The 23,661-nt window shown below is 69.4% G+C and carries 13 protein-coding genes; 7 read left to right on the top strand and 6 right to left on the bottom strand.

Annotated elements, in window-relative coordinates:
• Window positions 1–15: 15 nt before the first annotated feature.
• Genes G7043_RS25750 through G7043_RS25770 form a run of 5 tightly spaced genes read left to right on the top strand, consistent with a single transcriptional unit; the run spans window position 16 to window position 8,034 of the window.
• Complete coding sequence (locus tag G7043_RS25750; protein ID WP_166049691.1) at window positions 16–891, top strand: SDR family NAD(P)-dependent oxidoreductase; 876 nt, start codon at window positions 16–18, stop codon at window positions 889–891.
• Between the two features lie 52 nt (window positions 892–943).
• A complete protein-coding gene (locus G7043_RS25755; protein WP_166049693.1) occupies window positions 944–4,096 on the top strand; it encodes a bifunctional cytochrome P450/NADPH--P450 reductase in 3,153 nt (1,050 codons plus the stop codon).
• A 3-nt stretch (window positions 4,097–4,099) separates the two neighbouring features.
• A complete protein-coding gene (locus tag G7043_RS25760; RefSeq protein WP_166049695.1) occupies window positions 4,100–5,260 on the top strand; it encodes an MFS transporter in 1,161 nt (386 codons plus the stop codon).
• A gap of 51 nt (window positions 5,261–5,311) precedes the next feature.
• Window positions 5,312–6,634, top strand: a complete 1,323-nt coding sequence (locus G7043_RS25765; protein WP_207311723.1) for a flavin-containing monooxygenase — start codon at window positions 5,312–5,314, stop codon at window positions 6,632–6,634.
• The gene (locus G7043_RS25770) at window positions 6,631–8,034 is read left to right on the top strand and encodes an aldehyde dehydrogenase family protein (protein ID WP_166049697.1); all 1,404 of its coding nucleotides are present in this window, start codon (window positions 6,631–6,633) and stop codon (window positions 8,032–8,034) included. The genes G7043_RS25765 and G7043_RS25770 overlap by 4 nt, the downstream gene beginning before the upstream one ends.
• Here G7043_RS25770 and G7043_RS25775 read toward each other — a convergent pair whose 3' ends face one another.
• Window positions 8,035–9,075 carry an AraC family transcriptional regulator gene (locus G7043_RS25775; protein WP_166049699.1) on the bottom strand — a complete coding sequence of 347 codons (1,041 nt, stop codon included), beginning with the start codon at window positions 9,073–9,075 and terminating at the stop codon, window positions 8,035–8,037.
• A gap of 160 nt (window positions 9,076–9,235) precedes the next feature.
• On the opposite strand from G7043_RS25775, the gene G7043_RS25780 reads away from it, so the two are divergent.
• Window positions 9,236–9,436: a hypothetical protein gene (locus G7043_RS25780; protein ID WP_166049701.1), complete on the top strand. Its 201-nt coding sequence runs from the start codon at window positions 9,236–9,238 to the stop codon at window positions 9,434–9,436.
• On the opposite strand, the gene G7043_RS25785 is transcribed toward G7043_RS25780, so the two are convergent.
• The 3 genes from G7043_RS25785 to G7043_RS25795 all read right to left on the bottom strand — a co-directional run bounded on the left by G7043_RS25785 (window position 9,426) and on the right by G7043_RS25795 (window position 16,625).
• Window positions 9,426–13,361 (bottom strand): family 43 glycosylhydrolase, encoded by a 3,936-nt coding sequence (locus G7043_RS25785; protein WP_242642670.1) that lies wholly within the window; start codon window positions 13,359–13,361, stop codon window positions 9,426–9,428. The genes G7043_RS25780 and G7043_RS25785 overlap by 11 nt on opposite strands.
• Window positions 13,362–14,278: 917 nt before the next feature.
• Window positions 14,279–15,163: a nuclear transport factor 2 family protein gene (locus G7043_RS25790; RefSeq protein ID WP_166049705.1), complete on the bottom strand. Its 885-nt coding sequence runs from the start codon at window positions 15,161–15,163 to the stop codon at window positions 14,279–14,281.
• Between the two features lie 106 nt (window positions 15,164–15,269).
• Window positions 15,270–16,625, bottom strand: coding sequence for a ferredoxin reductase family protein (locus G7043_RS25795; protein WP_207311724.1), 1,356 nt, complete (start codon window positions 16,623–16,625; stop codon window positions 15,270–15,272).
• Window positions 16,626–16,825: 200 nt separating this feature from the next.
• Between G7043_RS25795 and G7043_RS25800 the strand changes: the two genes are divergently transcribed.
• On the top strand, window positions 16,826–17,920 hold the full coding sequence (locus G7043_RS25800; RefSeq protein WP_166049707.1) for a LacI family DNA-binding transcriptional regulator: 1,095 nt from the start codon (window positions 16,826–16,828) through the stop codon (window positions 17,918–17,920).
• Window positions 17,921–18,068: 148 nt separating this feature from the next.
• On the opposite strand, the gene G7043_RS25805 is transcribed toward G7043_RS25800, so the two are convergent.
• Entirely contained in the window at window positions 18,069–19,157 is a 1,089-nt protein-coding gene (locus G7043_RS25805) for a hypothetical protein (RefSeq protein ID WP_166049709.1), read from the bottom strand.
• Window positions 19,158–19,312: 155 nt separating this feature from the next.
• Window positions 19,313–23,653, bottom strand: coding sequence for a ricin-type beta-trefoil lectin domain protein (locus tag G7043_RS25810; protein ID WP_166049711.1), 4,341 nt, complete (start codon window positions 23,651–23,653; stop codon window positions 19,313–19,315).
• Between the last annotated feature and the right edge of the window lie 8 nt (window positions 23,654–23,661).

Here is a 23,661-nt window from a genome sequence, read left to right on the forward strand (position 1 = left end):
CGAAGGGCACCCACCATGAGCTACGACTTCCGGGACAAGGTCATCGCCGTCACGGGAGGCGCGGGCGGCATCGGCAGCGCCATGTGCCACCGGTTCGCCTCCGGTGGCGCCCAGTGCGTCGTGGTCGACATCGACGAGGCCCGCGCGCAGAAGGTCGCGGGTGAGCTGCCCGGTGCTCGCCACCTCGGCGTGGGCTGCGATCTCCTGAACTGGACGCAGATCGAGCAGCTGTTCGAGCGGATCGGCGAGGAGTACGGCCGGCTCGACGTGCTGGTCAACAACGTCGGCATGACCAGCACCGAACGGTTCGACGAGCGGGACATCCCCAGCATCGAGCGCGAGATCGCGCTCAACATGACCTCGCCGCTGGTCACCACGCGGCTCGGGATCGGGCTGCTGTGGAAGTCGCGCGACCCGCGGGTGATCAGCACCGTTTCGCTCGCCGGTCTCTTCCCGCAGGGCGAGACGCCGGTGTACTGCGCGTCCAAGTTCGGGTTGCGCGGCGCGATGCTGTCGATCGGGCTCGACCTGCGGGAGAAGGGCATCCTGGCCGGATCGGTGCTGCCGTCCGCGACCGACACGCCGATGCTGCGCCGCGAGGCCGTCGACGGCGGCAACTCCATGCAGTTCCAGGAGCCGCCGCAGCAGCCGTCCGACGTGGTGGCGGCCACGGTCAGCATGCTCGACAAGCCACGGCTGGAGGCCTACGCCCGGCCGCGCGAGTCGTTCAGCGCTCGGCTGGCGATGCTGCTGCCCAACCTGCTGCCGAAGATCCTGCCGTTCTTCCGCAAGCGCGGCGACGCCGGGATGGTCCGCTACCTCGAGGACCTGGAGCGCCGCGGGCTGGCTCGCCGCAACGGCGGCCGCTGGGAGCTCGTGCCCGAACGCTGACTCCCGCACGTGTCACGAATCTGAACCACCACAGCGCGAAAGGCACAACCCGATGACGCACGTCCCCGCCACCGAGCCGATTCCCGAGCGCCCGTCCTGGCCACTGGTCGGTCACGCTCTCGACATTCCCAGCGGCGTCGACGGCCTGCTGCACGTCATGGCAGAGGCCAAGGAGCTCGGAGGGCTGTTCAAGCTCCGCGTGTTCGACCGGGAGATCAACTTCGTCTCCCGCCTCGACCTCGTCACCGAACTGTCGGACGAGACCCGGTTCCGCAAGAACCTGCACCCCGATCTGGTGCTGCTGCGCGACATCGGCGGAGACGGGCTCTTCACCGCGTACAACGACGAGCCGAACTGGCAGAAGGCGCACGACGTCCTGTTGCCCGCGTTCTCGCTGGGCGCCATGCGCGGCTACCACTCGACGATGGTCGACGTGGCCAGGACGTTGATCGAGAAGTGGGACCACGCTCCGGACGCCGTCGACGTCACCGAGGACATGACCCGGCTGACGTTCGACACGATCGGGCTGTGCGGCTTCGGCTACGACTTCGAGTCGTTCGCCCGCACCCAGCCGCACCCGTTCGTGACGGCGCTGACGAGGGCGCTCGACTTCGCCCAGGCCAAAGGCGAGGCGCTGCCGTGGAGCGGGTTGTTCCAGTGGGGCAAGGCCGAGCAGTTCCGCGAGGACCTGGCCTGCATGCAGGACCTGGTGGACGACGTCATCCGCCGCCGCCGGGCCTCCGGTGACACCAGCACCGGCGACCTGCTCGGCCGGATGTTGCACACCCGCGACGAACGGACCGGCGAGCCGTTGGACGACGTGAACATCCGTCACCAAGCGATCACCTTCATCATCGCCGGACACGAGACGACCAGTGGCGCGCTGTCGTTCGCGCTGCACTACCTGACCAAGCACCCGGAAGCCCTGGCCCGCGCTCAGTCCGAAGTGGACACGCTGTGGGGCGACGCGGAGAACCCCGAGCCGGAGTACGGCGACATCGGCAAGCTCACCTACCTCCGGCAGGTGCTGGGCGAAAGCCTGCGGCTGTGGCCGACCGCGCCGGTGTACGGCGTCGAAGCGGTCGAGGACACCGTGATCGGCGGCAAGTACGCGGTGCGCCAGGGCGAGGGGCTGCTGGTGCTGATCCCGCAGCTGCACCGCGACCCGGCGTGGGGCGACAACGTCGAGCTGTTCGACCCGGAGCGGTTCTCGCCCGAACGTGAGGAGACCCGGCCGGTGCACCTGTTCAAGCCGTTCGGCAGTGGCGAACGCGCCTGTATCGGCCGCCAGTTCGCGCTGCACGAGGCCACCCTGGTGCTGGCGCTGCTGGTGCACCGCTACCGGTTCATCGACCACACCAACTACGAGCTGAAGATCAAGCAGTCGCTGACGCTCAAGCCGGACGCCTTCACGCTGCGCCTGGCCCGGCGCACCAGCGGCGAGCGGCGCCGTGCCACCGTGAGTGCCGACCGGACCACGGCGGTCGGCGCCACCACAGTCAGCCGTGCAGCAGGTACCGCGCTGGCCTTGCTGCACGGCTCCAACCTCGGCACCTGCACGGGGATCGCCGGAGACCTCGCCGTCGACGGCGACGAGCGCGGTTTCGCCACGACGGTGGCGGCGTTGAACGACATGGCGGGCAAACTGGCCGGGTCGGGCGACCCGGTGGTGATCGTGGCCGCCTCGTACAACGGCCGTCCCACCGACGACGCGGCACGGTTCCTCGCATGGACCGAAGAGCTCGAACCCGGTTCGCTGCAAGGACTTCCGTACGCCGTGCTCGGCGTCGGCGACCGCAACTGGGCCGCCACCTACCAACGCGTCCCGCAGCTGATCGACGAGCGGCTGGCAGCGGCGGGCGCGGTCCGGTTGCTGGAACGCGGGGCCGCGGACGCCGCCGGTGACTTCGCCGGCACCGTCGACCGCTGGACCGCGGACCTGTGGACCGCGCTGATGGAGCGCTACGGCACCGCTCAAGCCGCCGCGGTCGAGGACGAGCCCAGCGCCGGGGTCTACGAGTTGGAGGACGCCTCCGAGTCCGTGACCGGTGAGCTCGCCGCGCGGCACGGCGTCCAGCCGATGCAGGTGCTGGAGGCCTGCGAGCTGGTGGACGTGGAGCACCCGCTCGGCCGGTCCAAGCGGTTCCTGCGCGTGCGCCTGCCGGAAGGCGTCACCTACCGCACCGGCGACCACTTCGCGGTCCTCCCGCACAACCCGGACGATCTGGTGCAGCGCGTCGCCGCCCGCTTCGGGCTCGACCTCGACCGCACGGTGCGGGTCAAGTCCCGCCGCCGCGGCCGCAACAGCCTGCCGGTCGACCGTCCGCTGACCCTGCGCCGCCTGCTGACCGACCTCGTCGAGCTGCAGGATCCCGCCACGGCCGAGCAGATCGCCGTGCTGGCCGAGCACACCGCGTGTCCGCCGGAACGCGCACCGCTCGCCGCGACCGAGCCCGGCCACCACAGCGTGCTCGACCTGCTGGAGCAGTACCGCGCCTGCGAGCTGCCGTTCGAGCGCTACTTGGAACTGCTGCCGGTGATGCGGGCCCGGCACTACTCGATCTCGTCTTCCGCGCACGCGTCACCGGGGGAGGTGGACCTGATGGTGTCGCTGCTGTCCGCACCGCACCGCGGTGGTGAGGGCACGTTCCAGGGCATCGCCTCGCGCTACTTGCAGACGGTGCACGCCGGTGACGTGATCCAGGCCAGGGTGCTGACCGCCGGCGACTCGTTCCGCCTACCGCTCGACCCCGATGTCCCGGTGATCCTCGTCAGCGCCGGCACGGGTGTCGCGCCGTTCCGCGGCGTGGTGCTCGACCGGCTGCACACGGGCGAGCGCGGTCCGCTGCTGTCCTACTTCGGCTGCGACCACCCGGACGTCGACTACCTGCACCGCGCGGAGATGGAGGCGGCGCAGGAGGCGGGTGCGGTGAGCATGCGTCCCGCTTTCTCGCAGGCACCCGTCGACGGTGTCACGTTCGTGCAGGACCGCATCGCCGCTGAGGGCGACGAGGTCTGGGAGCTGCTGTCGCGCGGTGGCCGGGTGTACGTCTGCGGTGACGGCCGCCGGATGGCACCGGCGGTGCGCGAGGCGTTCATGGAGCTGCACCGCAAGCACACCGGCGGTGACGAGCGCCAGGCCGCCCTGTGGCTCGCCGGGCTGCGGGAGTCCGACCGCTACGTCGAAGACGTCTGGGCGGGCTGACCCGTGCCGAAGGTCTTGTCCCTCGGTGCCGCGGCCGCGTTGGTCGCCGGGGTCGCGATGGGCAGCGCGGGCACGAACGTGATGCCGGTGTTCATCGACGACTTCGCGTCCCGCGCCGGGTTGTCCGGCGCGGGCGCGGGACTGGTCGGTGCGGCCCAGCTGACGGCGACCGCCGTCGTGACCCTCCTGCTGGCGGCCCGCGCGGCCAGGACGGGCCGGGTCGCGATGGTGCGCCTCGGCCTCGTGCTGGCGGCGTTCGGAGCGCTGTGGGTGGCCCTGGCCGACGACCCGGTCACGCTGCTGCTGACCAACCTGCTGCTGGGTGCCGCACTCGGGATCGTCTACGCGGCGGCCACGGCGTCGCTGGCGGCGACGGAGGACTCCGACCGGGCGTCGGCGGTCGCGGTGGCGGGCACGGTGGTGGTCGCCGCGCTGATGATCGTGGCGGTGCCGCTGGTGAACGAGCAGTGGGCGGGAGCTGGGTTCTTGCTGCTCGCGGCGTGCTGTGTGCCTGCCTGGTTCCTGGTGGGGACGCTGCCGGAGAGTCCTGCCGCCACCACTAAAGCGGCGACTGGGCGGCCGTCTGCCGTCCTGCTGATCGGGACCGCGGCGCTCTGGACGATCACCCAGGGCACGTGGGCCTACGCCTCCGTGCTCGGCCGCGAGCACACCGGCCTGGACGCCACCGCCGTGTCGCTGATCCTCGCGGTGTCGAGTGTCGTGGCGCTGGCCGGCGCGGTGGCGGGCACACCGGCGGCCCGCCGGTTCGGGCGGCTCAGATCGATGGTGGTCTTCGTCGTCGTGGAGGCCATCTCGATGGCCGTGGTGGTGATCAGCGACGAACCGGCGCTCTTCACCGCGGCGGCGGTGGTCTGGCAGGCCTGCCAGCTGGCCGTGCTGGTGCAGATGGTGGCGGCCGCGGCCGTGCTCGACCCGTCGGGCAGGTGGGTCGCCTCGCTCAGCGGCTCCTCGGCGCTGGGCACCGGCGCGGGCCCGTTGGCCGTCGGACTGCTGCTGGACCACGCGGGCCCCGGGGTGCTGGGCGCGGTGTTCGCGCTCGGCATGGTCGTCGCCTCGCTGCCGTTGCTGCGGATGACGACGGCCGCGGACAACCGGGTGGCCGCCGGAGTCCCCATCCCGGCCGGTGACGCCAGTTCCGGCTGAGTGCCGAGTCCCTACGTTCAGTCGCAGAGTCGAAGCAGAAAGGCGGCGTCCGTGGACATCCAACCCGACACGTGCGTCATCGGAGCCGGCCCCGCCGGACTCGCGGTGGCCCGCGCACTGGCCGATCGGGGCCTGCCGTACACCCACGTCGAACGGCACACCGCGGCCGGCGGCATCTGGGACATCGACAACCCCGGCAGCCCGATGTACTCCTCCGCGCACTTCATCTCCAGCAAGACCCGGTCGGGCTTCGGCGGCTGGCCGATGCCGGACCACTTCCCCGACTACCCGTCACACCGGCAGGTGCTGGGCTACCTGCGGTCGTTCGCCGACGCGTACGGGCTGACCGAGCGCATCGAGTTCGGGGTGGAGGTGCGTGACGTCGTCAAGAACGCCGACAGCACCTGGACGGTCACGCGGGCAGACGGCCGCAGCACCGTGCACGGGCAGGTGGTGGTGTGCACCGGTTCCCAGTGGCACCCCAACATCCCCCAGCTGCCGGGCAACTTCACCGGCGAGGTCCGCCACACGGCAGGTTACCGCGACGCCGCCGAACTGCGCGGCAAGCGCGTGCTCGTCGTGGGCGCGGGCAACTCGGGCTGCGACATCGCCTGCGACGCGGCCCGCACCGCCGACCACGCGGTGATCAGCATGCGCCGTGGATACTGGTTCATCCCGAAGCACCTGTTCGGCCGCCCGGTCGACACGTTGTCCGACGGCGGGCCACACCTGCCGAAGTGGTTGGAGCAGAAGGTCTTCGGCGCGCTGCTGAGGATGTTCGACGGCGACCCGGCCAGGCTCGGCCTGCCGGCGCCGGACCACCGGCTGTTCGAGACGCACCCGGTCATCAACTCGATGCTGATCCACCACCTGCGGCACGGCGACATCACCGCCAAGCCCGGCATCGCGGATACCGACGGCACGACGGTGCACTTCGCCGACGGCACCTCGGACGACTTCGACCTGATCCTGTTCGCGACCGGCTACCGGCACGCGGTTCCGGTGGCCCAACGGTACTTCGGCGACGAGCAGCACCCGGACCTGTACCTGTCGGTGTTCTCCCGCGAGCACCACGGGCTGTGCGGCGTCGGGTTCATCGAGACGAATTCGGGCGCCTACCGGCTCTTCGACCTGCAGGCGCAGTTGATCGCCGCGTACGTCCAAGATGGACCGGAACGGTTTGCGCGCATGATCCGTGAGGATCGGCCCGACCTCACCGCGGGGCTGAAGTTCGTCGCTTCGCCGCGGCACACCGGGTACGTCGACAGTGGCGCGTACGTGAAGTACGTCAGGAAGCTCGCCAAGGAGATGGGGTGGCCCACCGAGGGCAGGGCGCCGGTGCCTGCGGTCTTCCGGTACGAGGAGGCGGTGTGAACACGACCCTGGAGGTCCGCAACCCCGCCACCGGCGAACTGATCACCACCGTGCCCGCCGCCGGCGAAGCCGAAGTCGCGGAGGCCGCCGGACAAGCCGCGAAGGCGCACGAGAGCGGCGTCTGGTCGCGGCTGCCGCCAAGAGAACGTGCGGCGATCCTCTTGCGGCTGGCCGACCTGATGCACCGCGACGCCGAGCTCCTGGCCCGCCTGGACAGCGAGGACGCGGGCAAACCGATCACCGAGTGCCGCACCGGCGACGTGCCCGGCGCGATCGAGTCGGTGCGCTGGTTCGCCGAGGCGGCGGACAAGATGTTCGGCCGCGTCGCACCTACCGGACCCGGCCACCTCGGCGTGATCACCCGCGAACCAGTTGGCGTGGCAGCCGCGATCCTGCCGTGGAACTACCCGCTCGCCATGGCCGCGTGGAAGATCGGTCCCGCGCTCGCCGCCGGTAACTGCCTGCTGCTCAAACCCGCGGAGCCGACGCCGCGCTCGGTGCTGCACGTGGCGCGGCTCGCCACAGAAGCGGGGTTGCCGCAAGGTGTGCTGACGGTGCTGCCGGGGCTCGGTGACATCGCCGGCGCCGCGCTCGCACGGGATCCGGTGGTCGGCGCGTTGTCGTTCACGGGTTCCACGGCCACCGGGCGGCACGTCCTCGCCACGGCAGCGCTCACCAACTTCAAGCGCGTGTCGCTGGAGATGGGCGGCAAGAGCCCACAGGTGCTGATGCCCGACGCACTCGGGTTCGACGACCTGATCGACAACATGATCGAGGCCGCCTTCCTCACCTCGGGCCAGAACTGCACGGCCGGCTCCCGGATCCTGGTGCACCAGGACATCGCGGACGAAGTGACAAAGCGGTTCACCGCCGCAGCACGCGAACTCGTGATCGGCGATCCGTCCAATCCGGACACCAGGATCGGCCCGTTGATCAGTCATGCCGCGGTTGCCCGTGTCACGCGAGCGGTCGAGGACGCATGGAAGGCGGGCGCGCGTGTGCACGCCGTCGAACTACCGGAAGGCCTGCACCCCAACGGCTCCTACTACCCACCGACGGTGCTGATCGACGTTCCGGCCGGGACGGAGCTGCTCACCACCGAGCTGTTCGGGCCGGTGGTCAGCGTGCAGACCTTCGCCACCGAACAGGAAGCGGTCAGCCTCGCCAACGCCACCGACTACGGCCTCGCCGCCTCGGTGTGGACGCGGGACATCGACATTGCGTGGCGGCTGGCGCGCGGGATCCACGCGGGGGTCGTGTCCGTCAACTCCTACAGCGAAGGCGACCTCACCACGCCGTTCGGCGGCTGGAAGCAGTCGGGGTTCGGCGCCGCGGAGAAGTCCACCACCGCGTTCGACCAGTGGAGCAGGGAGAAGACCGTCTGGATCCGCACCAGGTGATCAGGAGTGGTGCACCGTGTCGCGCAGTTCGACCGCGGTCATGTCGTGCCAGCGGCGGATCGCCCGTCGCAGTGCGCGGACGTCGGAGAACCCGGCCTGGCGGGCGATGTCGGTCAGCGTCACGTCCGGGCGGCGCAGCAGCAGTTCGACCCGCTCCCGCCGCACGCCGTCGACGAGTGCCTCGTAGGTCGTCCCGCACTCGGCGATGCGGCGGCGTAGCGTGCGTTCTCCCGTAGCGTGCCTGCGGGCCTGCTCGGCGAAGGTGGGCACGTCCGGAAGGCTCTGCGCGATCGATATCTCCAGCACCTCCAACAGGTCCTGCCGGGTGCGCCGGGACGCCAGCTGTTCGTCCAGCAACGTCGTGAGCGACGCGAAGGTGACCGGGTCGCGGCCGGGCATCTCGGTGCGCACCCACGCGGCGGGGAACGCCAAACCGTTGCGGGCGGCGGAGAAGCGGACCGGGCAGCCGAACAGCTCGTGGTACGGCGCGGGATCGGGCGGGGCGGCGAAGAGGAAGTCCACGTGGCGTGGGCAGAACTCGGCACCGAGCGCGTGCCGGGTGACCGTGACGACGCTCGCGAACGCCTCCTGGACGAGGAACGTGCCGACGCCCGCGTCCACCGCCGGATCGGGCTGGTCGGCCCACAGCGTGAAGCCCGCGTCCGCCTGCCCCGCCGACCACACCACCATCGCGCCGGACAGGTTCTGGAACCGCACACCGGTCTCGACGGCATCGCGCAGCGTGCCGGCCGCCATGAGGGCGAACCCCATCAGGCCCCACGCGGTCGGGTGCTGCCGCGCGCCCACCCGCAGCCCCAGGTGGTCACTTCCGGTGAGCTGCAGGGCACAGCGGATGACCTCGCTGCCCTGGCGGTAGGACACCCGCAGGTCGGCTGACTGCAACATCTGCTCGTCGAGTCCGACGCGGGCCAGCGCCGGCCGCAGATCGGCGCCGAGCTCGTCGGTCACCGCGGTGAGGTACCGCAGGATGTTGGGCGAGATCGTCGCGGACGTGCTGCGGCTGGTCGCGTCGGCGGACATCGCACGGGGTCCTTTCTGAGGCAGGACGCCGATGATGCCCTTTCACCCGTTCGCCGTACCAGTTGAGCCAAGTCTTGAGCGGATTTTCCACAGGCGTCGGACAAAGGGACGTGCGTGCCGAAAACCTCATCCATGCAGGTCAAGCGGCATGGTGATGCTCATGGACGACTCCGCCGAGACGGTCCTGCCGATCTGGGCGGGCTCAGATCAGCGTGCGATCCAGCAGTTCGGCGCGAGGAGTGCGAAGTGGTCGGCGGCCAGGGTCATCGGCGAGGTCCCTGGCCGGTTGACGCGAATGACGAAGCGCACCAGGAGGCCGGACGGTGCGGCTTCCTGGTGCGCTTGCCGGGTCAGCGGGTGACGCTTTGGAGCGTGGGCACGACTTTGGCCATGGTGCCGTCCGCGTTGAACCGGAGGCGGTCGATGGTCACCTCACGGTGTGTGCCGTCGCCGCCCGGGATGGCGAAGCGGTGGTAGGCGATGTACCAGTCGTCGGTTCCCGGCGCTTGGACGATGCTGTGATGCCCGGTGCCGAGGATGCCGAGTGACGGGTCCTTCTCCAGGACGACACCGCGGTTGACCAGGCCGTCGAGCATGGGCCCGGTGACCGTGGCGTAGCCGACCCGGTAGTTCTCGCTGCCGGTGTCGTCGATGGACCAGGTGAGGTGGTAGGTGCCACCGCGCTTGGTCATGAACAGTCCCTCGCGGAAGCCGTCCAGCCCGGTCACGTGCTTGATCTTCGTCGCGTCGAACGACGTCATGTCCGCGTTCAGCGGCACCACGTACGCTTCGCCGTTGCCCCAGTACAGGTAGCTCTGGCCGTTGTCGTCGGTGAAGACGGCCGGGTCGATGGCCTGGCCTCCGTTGGGGTTCGACGCGATCAGAGGTTTGCCGAGCACGTCGGTGAACGGGCCGGTGGGCGAGTCGGCCACCGCCACGCCGATCTTGGCGTCGGCGCAGAAGTAGAAGTAGTACTTGCCGTTCTTCTGCGCGATCGTCGGTGCCCAGGCCCGGCTGTCCGCCCACGACACTCCCGGCCCGAGGTCGAGGATCTTCTCGTGCTTCGTCCAGTTCACGAGATCCTTGCTGGACCAGGCGTTGAAGGACGTGCTCGACCAGCCTGGGAAGCCGTCGGTCGTGGCGTAGATGTAGTAGGTGTCGCCGAACCGGACGATGTTCGGATCCGCGTTGTAGCCAGGAAGGGCCGGGCTGTTCATGACGGCCGCGCGCACCGTCCAGGTGCGCTTGCTCCGGTCGGCTCCGGTGACCGTGTAGGTGACGGGCTTGGTGAAGTCCTGCCGCGATCCGTTGCGGGGCGACACCTTCGCGTCCTCCGCGACCTCGAGTCGAGGTGCCAGGCGACGCAGGTCCGTGCCGGGTTTCACGGGCAGGAGGATCGTGCCGGCCTGGCTGTCGACGACCGCCGGAACCTTCAGCGCGTCCAGGCTCACCGACGTGACGGCCGTCTCGTTGCCCGGCAGCTCCAGCACTTCCGACGTGGTGAGACCGCGGTTCCACACGGTGAAGCGGCTCATCTTGCCCTTGAAGTACTTGTCCGCGCCGTAGGCGGAGCGGCCGATGTAGTTCGACGTCGTGATGCCGCTGCCCAGATCACCCGGTTTCGTCGTGACACCGTCCACATGGGCCACCTCGACCCCGTTGTCGTACAAGCGTCCTGTCCCACCGGCCAGCGTGTAGGTCAACGTGTGCCAGGTTCCTCGGGCGAGGTTGCGCCCGCTGTTGGCGTTCTGCTCGGTCGACCAGTTGCCGGGCGCGATGGCCGCCCGGTAACTGTCCCCGCTGGCGAAGAGGTAGCCGTCACCCGCGCCGTTCGTGCTGTTGCCGAGGTTGAACAGGAAGTACGGCGTCTGCTGGCCGGGATCCACCCACACCCGTGCCGACACCGTGATCGCGTCGAGCCCGGTCATGAGGTTGTTCGGCAGGTGCACGTAACCGTCGGTACCGCCGAAGGCGAGGCCGTCCGACGAGCGGGTGACGTCACCGTGCAGCACGCCGTTGCGTGCTTTGCCGGAGCCGTCCGTGACCGTCGTGCCGGAGCCGCCGGTGAGGTCGTAGTCGGCGACGACGCCGTTCCTGTTGGCGGTCACCGGCAGCGGGCCCTTGCGCAGCCGCTCGAGCTCGGCCTTGGTCACCGGCAGGACGGTGCCGTGCCGCGGGGCGCGCGGCAGTGAGTACTCCGCCGGGATCTGCCAGTTCGGGTTCTCCAGCGAGTCAGTGACGAACGGGATGTAGCCGCGGTTCGGCGTCTCGTCCATGAAAGCGTAGAACTTCTTGCCGTCGTTGGACTTGAACAACGTCGGGCCCTCGACCCAGTCCGTGCCGAGGGGCGTACGGATGCAGTCGTCGACCAGTTCCCAGTTGCGCGGTTTCGTGGTCGGCAGGTCCACGGCGCGCAGGTCCTTCGAACGCTCGAGCACGATGTCGCGCGTGCACTTGCCGATGACCTTCTCGTCGGTCGTGAGGCGGTAGTAGTAGTCGCCGTCCTTGATGACGGTGGCGTCGATGACGCCCTGGCCGGGGTCGTTCCAGACCTTCGGCTCGGTGAACGTCCGGAAGTCGCGGGTGGTCGAGTAGTACATCCGCGCGTGCGACCAGTTGTTGTGGTCCGGGTCGTCGGCCGCGAACGGGATGCTCGCCCAGTAGACGACGTAGGCGCCGATGGCCGGGTCGTAGGTCGCCTCCGGTGCCCACGTCATGCCTGCCGTGTCGGGCGAGACGCGCACGTGCCGCTGCTCCGACCAGGTCACGAGGTCGGTGGACTCCCAGATCTCCAGGTACTTGCTGCCGTGCTGCTGGGCCGCTCCCCACCCACGTCCATCGTTGATCTGCAGGTCGGTCGCGACGAGGTAGAACTTGTCGCCTTCCGGGCTGCGGATGATGAACGGGTCACGCACCCCGGTCTCGCCGTACTGCGACTTCAGCACGGGCCGGCCGCCGTTGAGCTCGTCCCAGTGCAACGGGTCGTTGCCCCGGCTCACCGCGAAGTGCACCTGCTCGGTGTCCTGCGTCGCCTCACCCGTGAAGTACGCGAACGCGTAGCCTTCCCGCGCTTCCTGTTTGGGCAGTGGCAGCACCGTGAGGATGAAGTCACGGACGCTGCTCGCCTTCCCCTTGGTCGCGCGGACGCTCAGATGTGCCTTGCGGGGCTTGGAACCGTACGGCGGCCGCGTCACCACACCGTCCGCGGTAACGACGCGCTTGTCGTCGCTGCGCCAGGTGAACGTGACATCGCCCGCGCCCTTCGCCGGCAGCGTGATGTTGCCCCGGACCGCGTCCTGGTCCCAGATCACGATGTCCTTCAAGGCGTTCCGGACCTTCTGCCGGTCGGTGATGTCCGCGATCACCGTCACGGTGAACGTGCGGGTGGCGGAGAACCCGGCGTAGCTGACGGTCGCGGTCAGCGTCACCGTCGCGTTGCCCGAGCCCGGCGCGGGCCGGGTGACCACACCGGTCGCCGACACCACGGCCGGGTTGCTGGAGGACCAGGTGATCGTGGAGCCGCCCGCGGCTTTCGCCGGCAGGGTGAGGTTCCCGGTCACGGCGGACGTGTCACCGAGACTGAGCGCGGCGGCGTCGGCGGCGGCACGGCCGGCGGCGGTCCGCTCGCCGAGTGCGTTCGCTTCCGCCGCCGTCACGGCACGGCCGTAGACGCGGAAGTCGCGGACCTGACCCTTGAGGTACTTGTCCGCGCTGTACACCGAACGACCGAGGTAGTTGGCGGTCGTGGTGCCGCCGCCGATCGATCCCGGAGTGATCGTCACGTCGGTCTTGCGAGCCACCTCGATGCCGTCCTCGTACAGCACGGCGACACCACCGGCGAGCGTGTACGTGAGCGTGCGCCAGCTGCCACGCGCGAGGTTGCGGTTGGTGGAGACCGTTTGTTCGGTGGACCAGTTGCCGGAGGCGATCGACGTGCGATACCCGTCACCGGTGGTGAACAGGTAGCCGTTCCCGGCGCCGTTCAGCGTGTTTCCCAGACCCCAGACGAAATAGGGGGTGCCCTGGTCGGCGGCGACGTTCACCTGGACGGACACGGTGATGTCCGTGAGCCCGCGCATGATGTGGTCAGGCAGGCGGACGTGACCGTTCGAGCCGCCGAGGCTCAGCGAACCGCCCTGCCAGACAGCGTCACCGCTCAGCGTGCCGTCTCTGCCGTTGCCGGACGTGTCGACAACGGTGGTGCCGGAACTCTGGGCGAGGTCGTAGCGGACGACCAGTCCTTCGTCGAGCGTCGTGGCCGCACCGGCGGCGGGCGTGACGCTCATTGATGACGCCGTGAGGGCTGCAACGCCGAGAATCGCCGTTAATGACCGGCGCCAGATTGTCGAACGATTCGACCGCATTCAGCCCTCCGCGAACCATTTTGAGATGAGCGTTAACAAGACTGCACTGAAGGTCAGCTACTGCGGGATCCCGCACAGACAGGGGACCAACAGCGTGGTGACTCGAACGCGCCAGAGCGGCAGACAGCCATGTTAGCGTTAACAATTGGAGTCAAAAGAAAGCGGTGCACAGATGTCCCCTTCGCGTCGTCGCGACACCAGGCAGCCACCTGGACACCGTCCCGGCCCGCTCACCGTGAGCGCCACTCACGCAGGCCGTGGAAATTGCCCCAGATGATGAGGTCTCCGCCGCTGAACCGTCAAGAGATCGCCGGCTCTGGGACTGTTTCTCGCACACTCGCCCTGCTCCCCCGTCCGCTTCGGGGATGCAGCCGCGCCGACCGCGGCCTGGCAGCGGTCGACCCGGATCGTCTTGGCGGCGACGTACCCGTGTGCCGCTCGAAAGTCGTCGCCGCAGCTCACGCGACCCATGTCGCACCGCCTGGTCGGACGCGCGCTCAGTCGCGCTGGTGAGTACGAAGCCTCACGCCATCACCTCCATGCGACCCGCAGCTTCCCGCTCGCCCGGTCGGATGCCTGGGTGAACGGGAGAATCCGGACGGGGGCGAGGTTCTGCGGAGCGTGCGCGACCTCGCCCGCGGCGTCATGGCACGCTTCGAGCTCGTTGTCACTGGCGGTGCCGCGCGTGTCCGGGCAGCGGGCGGGCGACGATGCGGACACCGTCCCCGGATCGTCCTGCGGCGTTGATGACGGCGGTGGCACCGACGGCCGGCACGGCGAGAACCACGACGGTGACGATGATCAGAGCCTTGCGGCTCAGACGGGTCTTTCCTCCTGGGCTACTGCTGGCCGTCGGCGACGACGTCCCAGTGCTCAATGATTTTTCCGTCGACCACGCGGAAGATGTCCACGACGACGTAGTCGGAGCTGGAGACCCACACCAGGTCACCGTCGGCGAGGGTGTGGCCGAACTGGGTGCGGCCGCTTCCGGTGGTTGCGCTGGGGGTGCCGCTGGGCGGGGTGACGCCCTGCTGCTGCATGAACTGCTTGAGCGGGTCCGTTCCGTTCGCCGCCACCGGGTTGTGCTGGTAGTACCTCGGATCCCAGCTGGTGTCGATCACGGCCGCGTCACCGTCGGAGAGCTTGCGGTAGGCCTCGACCGCGAACTGGTGGTTCTTCTCCTCCTGCTCCTCCGACGGGGTCGGCGTCCCGTTCGGGTACCGGTACTGGTCGCTGAACAGGGAGTTGCCGCTGGCCGTCGTCGCCGGCACGGTCTGCGTGATGCTCCAGTGCTCGACCAGCTTGCCGTTGCCGACCCGGTACAGGTCGATCTTGGCCTCGCCGGTCGCCTCGTTCGCAGGGGTGGCCGACGCGTGCCAGTGCACGGCCACCAGGTCGCGGTCGGCGGCCGTGCGCTTGACGGTCGCCACCGCGCCGGGAATCTTCGTCTTGAGGTCCTGGAACTGCTTGACCTGTCCGTCGGCTCCGCCGGGCACCGACTTGTCGTGCTGCACGTAGTCCGCTCCGACGAGCTCCCTCACCACGTCGGTCTTGCCCTGGTTGAACGCCTCCGAGTACAGGCGCAGGACGAGCGTCTTGTTCTGCTCCTCGGACACTGACGACGAGCCGGCCGCGGGGGCAGTGCCGGTGCCGGACGCGCCGCTGCACGCGGTCGTGAAGAAGGCCACGGCAGCGAGCCAGGGCAGGGTCTTCCGGTATCCCATTCGAGTCTCCTGTGTACGGTCGGAAACGGACTTCGTTGGTATTGCTCGGCATCTGGCGGCTGGTGGCGGGGCTGCCCGACCTCTGAAGATCGCCTGTCTCCGCTCGTCAGGCCAGTCCGAACCGTTCGGAGTGCACCTGCCTGCGGGGAACCTTCGAGCGGCGCAACGCATCGAGCACGGCCGAGGTCATCGGGGGCGGGCCGCAGACGTACACGTCGCGGTCGGCCACGTCGGGTACCAGGGCACGGAGACGGTCCGGCTCGAACGGCGACGTGCCCTCTCCCGTGCGACCGGTGAGCAGGTGCAGTTGTCCGCCGCGGTCCGCGACCAGGGCTCGAACCTCGTCGAGCAGCACGGCGTCGTTCTCGTTGTGCGCCCGGTAAAGCACGACGACGTCGCCGGCCGGTTCCTCCTCCAGCAGGGCCCGGATCGGCGTGATCCCCACTCCTCCGGCGATCAGCAGTGCGCCGGGCCGCGTTCGGTGCAACGAGGTGAACGCCCCGTACGGTCCCTCGACGAACGCACGGCTCCCGACCGGGAGGTACCTCAGCCCGGCGCTGGTGCTGCCGACCGCCTTGGCGGTCAGGCGCAGCGTGCGCCCGTCGGGTGCCGCCGACAGCGAGAACGGATTCGCGAGCCACCAGTGGTTGTGCCCCGGGAACCGCCAGATGCAGAACTGGCCGGCCGAGGCGGGCAGCCTGTCGAGGTGGCGGCCGGTGACGTGCACCGACACGACGTCGTCCGACTCGTGCACGACCTCCGCGACCTGGAACCGGTGATAGGCGTTGCGCCACAGAGGCATCACGATCCGGCCCGCGACCAGGGAGCCGAACGCGAACAGCCACAGGGTCCACCAGTACGCCTTCGCCGGCACGGAGGAGTTGAAGGTCGTGGTCTCCAGCAACTGGTGGACGAGCGCCAGCCCCAACGCCAGGTACAGCAACAGGTGCACACCGTGCCAGGTCTCGTACCGCAGCCGCCGCCTCACATACCGGGCGGAGACCGCGGCGACCACGACGACGATCATCGCGGCGCACATCCCGAGCAGGGAGGCCGGCACCCCGGCCAGCGCGAAGAACGTCTTCGTCATCGACGCGTCATCGAGCCTCGCGTAGCCCAGCACCACCAGCACGGCGTGCGTGAGGATGGTCCACAGCAAGGTGAAGCCGACCCACCGGTGCCACACCGTCAACCGGTCCATGCCGATACGGCGGTCGAGCCACGGCAGCCGGGCCACCAGCAGCAGCTGGAACAGCATCAGCACCGCGGCGTGCAGCCCGAAGAACTTGGCAACGGTGAGCACCCCGTTCTTGCCGGTCCCCGCGGTGAGAAAAAGGACCTCGACGATCACCAGGTTGACGATGACAAACGTCCACAGCGCCCACCGCGCCGCAACGACCGGAGCTACGGTGCGTTGCCGCACCTGAGAAATCCTCGTCTCCACCGCTTCCCTCTCGTCCATTTGACACACTCCTCCCAGTGGCCGCGAGGCCCCGCAGGTTCTTGACGTGACCAGCCGTCTACGGATCTTCAGCAGTGCTGTGTCGAGGGGCATCTGACATGTGATCACTCCAGACCCGGCGGCGGTTCCTGCCGCTGTCGCCGGTAGGTTGAGTGATTAACGTCTTAACCACAAACCGGTACAGGGCTGTTGAGATGGACATGAAGAACACTCGTGTCTGGCGGCGTCCCACGCTCGGAGCCGTGGCCGCACGGGCCGGGGTGTCCACCGCCACGGTGTCGAACGCGCTCAACGGCACCGGACGGCTGTCCGACGCGACCAGGCAGCGCGTGATCGCCGCGGCACGCGAACTCGGCTACGCCCCGGCCAGCACGGCCCAGGCGGTGGCCTGCGGCGGCACGGGCGTGCTCGGCCTGACCATGACGACGTACGGCGAGCTTCCCGTCCCGTACACCGAGATCCCGTACTACGCACAACTGACGCTGGGCGCGATGGCGGCCGCACACGAGCGCGGCTACCTGCTCATGGTGATGCCGAATTCGTTGTCACCGTGGATGTGGCTCAACGCGCCGATGGACGGCGTCATCCACGTCGCACCGCGCGCCGACGACCCGGTGTGCTCCCTCCTGCGGGAGCGCGGCATCCCGATCGTCAGCGACGGCCCGCCGCCCCAGCCGCGCTGGGGCGACGCGTGGGTGGCCACCGACTACGACGCGGGCCTGCGTCTGCTGCTCGACCACCTCACGGAGGCCGGCGCCCGACGGATCGGGCTCACCCTGCCGCTGCACGACGACACGTATCCGCACCAGATCGGACGCGCCTACGCATCCTGGTGCGCCGAACGCGACATGGCCACCCTCGTCGAGGAGTACGACTCACTGCCCGACTACTTCACGGCGGAACGGGAGGCAGTCGGCCGGCTGCTCCACCACGATCCACGACCCGACGCCGTCATCGGCGTCTACTCCGACTCCGGTCACAACATCCTCGCCGCTGCGAGGCACCACGGGCTTCGGGTACCGCAGGATCTGCTGGTGGCGTGCATCAGCGAGGATCCGGACTACGCGACGACGACCCCGCCCGTCACCACAGTCAGCCTCCGTCCGGACCGGGTGGGCGACGAAGCGGTCGACCTGCTGATCGCTCTCATCAACACCCGCACCGGGGTGGACCGACGCCGACTCGTGCAGCCGGTGCTGTCCACTCGCCAGTCCACCCGGCGCCCGGTGCGGGAAAGCAGTCCAGTCGACGCTGTGGGCACACGACCTGATGCAGCACGGCTGCACCCGGCCTGATCAACGAGTACGAACCCTGTGCGTGCCGAAACTGCATCCGTGCTGGTCAAGCGGCACGGTGAAGCTGCGATGCCGGCCCAGCACCGTGCCGGGCGTGACTGAGAAACCTCGCGCCGACGCGAACGAGGTGTCAGGCTCTTCCTGACCACTACCACGGGAACGCGGCCACCTCGACGTGTGCGCTTCCCGGGTTGAAGTAGGAGATCATCAGCTGGGAGTCCGTCGACAGCTCGGGATGTCCGGTCAGCGCACGACACAGGTCGAGGCCACTGCCGCCGGAACAGCCGACCTTTCCCCCGCCGGCACGGGTCCACGGACCGGCCGGGCCGGGTGCCCGCCAGACCTCGAAGCCACCGGCCAGATCCTTCTGCACGATGGCGTTCAGGCCGTGACCGGTGAACTCGTGCACGGACAACGCCAACGGTGCGGCGGGCATGACATTCGTCGCGTCCGCCGGATCCCGTGACATTCCGCCGTCGGTGTACCAGCGGTACTCGTTCACGGAACGCCACGACGCCGCGTTCGCGGCTACGCGGGCGGTGTAGGTGCTGCCGCTGGCGCACACGCCCCAGGCCGTCGCCGTGCATTCCGAGCCGTACAGGTACAGGTAGCCTCCGGAGATGATGGGAGACCCGAGGATTTCCGCGGCCCGCAGTTGCTCGCCGGGCCGGGAGATCACGGTGGTCTGCGCACGGATCGCGTTCGCCGCCGGATCGTATTCGGCGATCCCGAAGCGCTGCACGAGGAACGGTGTCGCGGTCCTGGTCACGCACACGTCGCCATAGGTGATCAGCAGCATGCCCTGGCGGGCCGTGACCCCGGTGAGCCACGACGCCGGATACTGGGTGCCGTCGGCGGTGCACGGCTGCCCGGCGGGGTTCAGCAGTCCGGTCGGTGTCGGCAGGAACGGGGCCGGACCGCCGTAGTGAGGGTGCGGACGTGGCGCGGCCGGCGGAGTCGGCAGTTCGTCGAGATCAGTCGGCACCTGACCAGGCACGTACGGACCGACAGCGGCTGTGGAGCCGCCGATGAAGTGCTCGCCGTTGAAGTCGGTCCACGCCGTGTCGCAGAACAACCAGACGCTCTGCCCCGGCGCGTTCGGCAACGCTTGGGAGAACCCGCAGTCCCGGTTGAGGCTGACACCCCAGTAGTTCTCGAAGTTCGACAGCACCTTGGCCGGTGGTGCGGCGTCAGCAGCCGCGATTCCCCCACTGGCCAGCAAAATCATCACGGACAAGAGCACGACTCGTCGCCACACAACGCCCCCTCGGCATCCGAGCACACGAACGTAGCAGCAACGTCGGCCGGGCACGAGGGGTCATTGGCAAGGCCTCGACAACCGCCGCCAATTCCGCGGGCGGGACGAGTTCGCCCCGCCCGCGGACCGTGGGGTCAGCTAGCTCGGACCGGCACCGCCCACCGCTGGTTGCCGTTGGCCAGGCAGTCCCAGATCTGGATCCTGTTGCCGTTGGCCGTGCCGGCCGAGTCGTTGTCGACGCACCGGTTGGCCTGCACGTTGACGATGGTCCCGTCCGGCCGGGGCGCCCACTGCTGGCTGCGGAAACCGGCCGTGCAGCCGGCGACACCGATGGCCGACGCGTTGGCCGTGCTGCCGATGTCCAGGCAGTGCGCCTTCGACTGGATGGTGCCGTCACCGGTGGCTACCCAGTGCTGGCCCAACTCGCCGTAGTTGCAGGTCCACAGCCAGACGCGGCCGGTGGCAGGGTTGCCGTCGGTGATGTCGACGCACTTGGCGCTGAAACCGACGAGCTGGCCGCCCCACAGGTGCTGCGCGCTCATCCGCCAGTTCTGCAGCGCACTCGACGAGCAGTCCTGGAGGGTGAACCGCGCCTCCCTGTTGTTCGACGCCGCCGTGAGACAACGGCCGGACGCGGGGTTCAGCACGGTGCCGTCCGGCCGGAGCTCCCACATGGCACCCGAGCCAGGATTCGGTCCACAGTCCCACAGCAGGACCGGAGTGCCGGCAGCGGTTCCGCCGAAGTGCGCCAGGAGGCACTTGCCCGCCGCCCGCAGCGAGCCGTCGCCAGGGGCGGTCCAGACCTGGGCCGCATTGCGCCAGCAGTCCCAGACGTGCACGTTGTTGCTGCGCGGGTCACCGTTGATCACGTCCACGCACTTTCCGGCCGGGTTCACGAGAGCGCCGATCGTGCCGCGCTGTTCGGAGGTGCGCCAGACCTGTTCGGACCGGCCGGTGCAGTCCTGGATCTGGATCGCCGCGCCGTGCGCGCCCGACACCGGGGTCAGGCAGCGGTTCGACGCGGGGTTCACGATCGTCCCGTCCGGCCGCAGAACCCATTGCTGCGCACCGGTTTCACCGGCACCGCACGTCCACAGCAGCACCGAGGTGCCGTGAGCCGTGAGCCCGCGGTCGACCGTGATGCACCGGCCCGCCGTGATGATCGTGCCATCACCCGCCGTGGTCCACAGCTGGCCGGTGATCGGGGCACAGTCGCGCAACGTCAGCCTGCCGTCGTCCGGGTTGCCGTCCCACAGGTCGAGGCAGCGGTTGTTGACGCCCTTGATCTGGCCGGTCGTCACCGGGGTGTTCCGCTTGATCCGCACGTTGCGGAAGTTCACCTCGCCGTCGGAGCCGGCCTGGATCCCGATGAAGCTGTTGGCGTTGAGCCGGGCCGGGTCGTTGGTGGTGTACTCGTTGACCTTCTGGCCGTTGCTCCACACCGTCACCGTGTTCCACGCGACGGTGATGTCCATCTGGTTCCAGAACCCGCGTGGGTTGTTGTTGCTGCCCTGCGCGGGTCGTCCCGGCTTGATGTCACCCGCCCCGCTGATCCCGAGGTCCACCTCCAGGCCGCGGTTCGCCGGCACGGCCGGGTCGCTGCCCGGGCTCGGGAACATCACGTACACACCGGAGTTCGCGTTGTCCGCGGTCGCTCTCCAGTCGAACCGGACGGTGTAGTCGCCGCCGTAGGTGTGGGCGGAGTACCAGGTGACGCCCGTACCCGGCCGGGTCGCGAGCTCACAGCCCTGTTCGACGAGACCGGTCGAACCAGCTGTCTGCCATCCGGCCAGCGTCGACTCGACGCGCCCGTCGAAGGCGGTGTTGAAACCCTGCTCCCCCAACGGCTGCACGCAGTGCGACCCGCCGTCGTCCGGCACTCGGGGACCGCCGACGAAGTAGCCTGCCGCGTCCACTGCCACCCTGGCGCGGCCGCGTTCGTTGCGCAGCAACACCTTTCCGCTCGCGCCGAGAGGGCTGAACGTCGTCGCGGCCATGGTCTCCCGTTGACGCAGACCCATCATCGTGACAGGGCTGCGATGCGCTTCGAACGCGCTCAGGGACACCTCGGTACCGAGGCTGTCCTCCGCCGCGTTCACGGTGAGCACGGCGGCCGATGCGGTGGAACCGATGCCCGCCTGGCCGCCCACCTGGAACTGCGCGTTCTCGCCGTGGCCGATGGCGGTCGTGCGGCCACCCGTTCCGGTGTCGGTGTCGACGATCCGCGTCGGTTCGGGGAGCGCGACGAACCGGCCGCCGTCTCCCGGCGCGAACCAGCCGACGACGTCGACCAGCGCGCCGGTTGTGCCGATTGCGTTGCGCAGCCGGAACTTCCCGTCGTCGGCGATCGCGACGATCGACGTGTTGGACAGGCGATCGGCAGCCGCGAAGTTCACCGTCGTCCCGGCGTAGTCGCGAGCGTAGGCCGCGAGAGCCGTGTGGCCGGTGGCTTCCAGACCGGTGATGTTGACCAGCACCGCCGTCGCGTTGGACGGCACACCGGCCACGCCGTGTGCCTGGATCTCCCGCACTTCGCCTTCGCCGAGCGGACTCTTGCCAGGTCCTCTGGTGTCGAGCACCCGCTGCGGCACGGGCTTGGCGAAGTAGGCGGACGCGCTGCCGGGTGAGAAGTAGCCGAGCATGTCGGCCTCGACCACGACGTGACCGGCTCCTGCCCGCAACCGGACGGCCCGGTCCGCGCCGACCTTCGCCACGACCATCACGTCGCGGTAGCCGCTGCCAGGCCACACCTTGATCGTGGTCGCCTTGCTGTTGGAACCGGCAGGGTTCTCCGGGAACACGTCGATCCCGCTTGCCACGTCCGGGCCGCTCTCCGGCGCGGTGCGCACGGCGACGTTGAACACCACGGCGGTCGTGTCGTTCGGGATGTTCGCCGGCATCGGCAGCGTGAACACCTCGCGTGGCGCGTAGGTGCGGTTCTGCAACTGCCGTGGGATCGCGAGCGGGGTGTAGCCGGAGCCGGTGACCGTCGGGATGTCGGTGGGCTGCCCGAGGTGCAGCGTTCCCTTGCCCCACAGGTTGTCCGAGCGCTTCGGGCTGGTCCTCGCGAGCAGCGCGCTCTCCAGCTGCGCGGCGTCGAGCTGCGGGTTGGCCGACTTCAGCAGCGCCGCCGCACCGGCGACGTGCGCCGCCGCGATCGAGGTGCCCTGCGCGGTCAGCGTCGACGTGCTCACCTCGGTGAAGCCGACGAGGTCCGGTTTCTGCCTGCCGTCCACCGTCGGGCCCTGGCCGCTGCCTCGCCCGAGTTCGCCCGAGTTCGGCCGCGTCGCACCGACCGCCAGCACGGCGGGCGAGGTCGCCGGTTCGGTGACGCTGCCGGCGGGCGTGGTGAACTGCAACGCGCTGTCCGCACCCGCCACGAACAGGTCGAGCCTGCGGGAGTCCGGCACGTTGTGGCGCTTGACGTAGATCCAGTACGGCCGCGCGTCCTCACCGTTGCTGAACGTCACCTCCTCGGTCGGTTTGCCCGCCGCGTCGCGCTGACCGGTCGTGCCCGCCGCCATGATCTCCGGGTCGGTCAGGCCCGTCGGCGGGCGCTGCGCCTTCATCACGTAGACGTCGAGGTCCTCTGTGGACCGTGCCCAGGCGTCCCAGCGCAGGCCCACCGTGATCTTCTGGTGCGGCCGGGCGTTGAACCCGTTGTTCTGCGCGGTGCCGCTGAACTCCACCCACGAGTCGCCGTTCACGTCCACGGCGTTGCCCGCGAAGTGGTGGTCGGCGAGGTTGCCCGCCGCCACGGACCACAGCACGCCGGCCTGCTTCGACTTCCGCACGACGTCGGCGGGGCTGTCGGACTCACCGGTGCCGTCACCGCGGCCGGAAGTGAGGAACCCGATCGCCGCCGTGATCACCTGAACACCCTGCTGCCGCAACCACTCCTCGGCGGCGGGCAGGTCGAGCGGACCGTCGATGCACGCCAGTGCCAACGCCGCGTCCGGCGCCATGTCGTGCACGACCTCCGCGACCGCCACCCCGTGCGGCTCGAACTTCGTCGCGTCACGGCAGCCGCTGAGGTTGGTGGCGGCCTGCGGCACCTCACCCGCGGCCTGGGCGTCCGCGAGGCCGGTGAAGCCGACGTCGATGATCCCGACCTTGACCCCGGCACCCTTCTTGCCCGCGGCGATCCAGTTGTGCGCGTTGGACGCTGCGACGCCCTCGGACGTGATCGCCATCGGGATGGCGCGTTCCGGCCGGCGGATCTGGGTCACCGACGGCACTTTCGCCAGTTCGCCGATCTTGTCCGCGGGAACGGCGACCTGCATCCGGTTGCCCGCGCTGGCCGTCACCTCTCCCCCGAGCTTGCGGACAGCCGCCTTGGCCGCGGCGGGGACGCCGTCGACGTACAGCAGCAGCCTGCCGTCCTGGTCCTTCGGCACCGCCTCGGCGGGTCTGGACGACGTCACCGCGTCCGTCGCCGCGGGTTTCGCGGTCGCCGGCGTTGCCACACCGGCCATCACTGTCA

Origin of the sequence: Lentzea alba (genome assembly GCF_011067745.1) — a bacterium.
In the GTDB taxonomy this organism is placed as follows: domain Bacteria; phylum Actinomycetota; class Actinomycetes; order Mycobacteriales; family Pseudonocardiaceae; genus Lentzea; species Lentzea alba.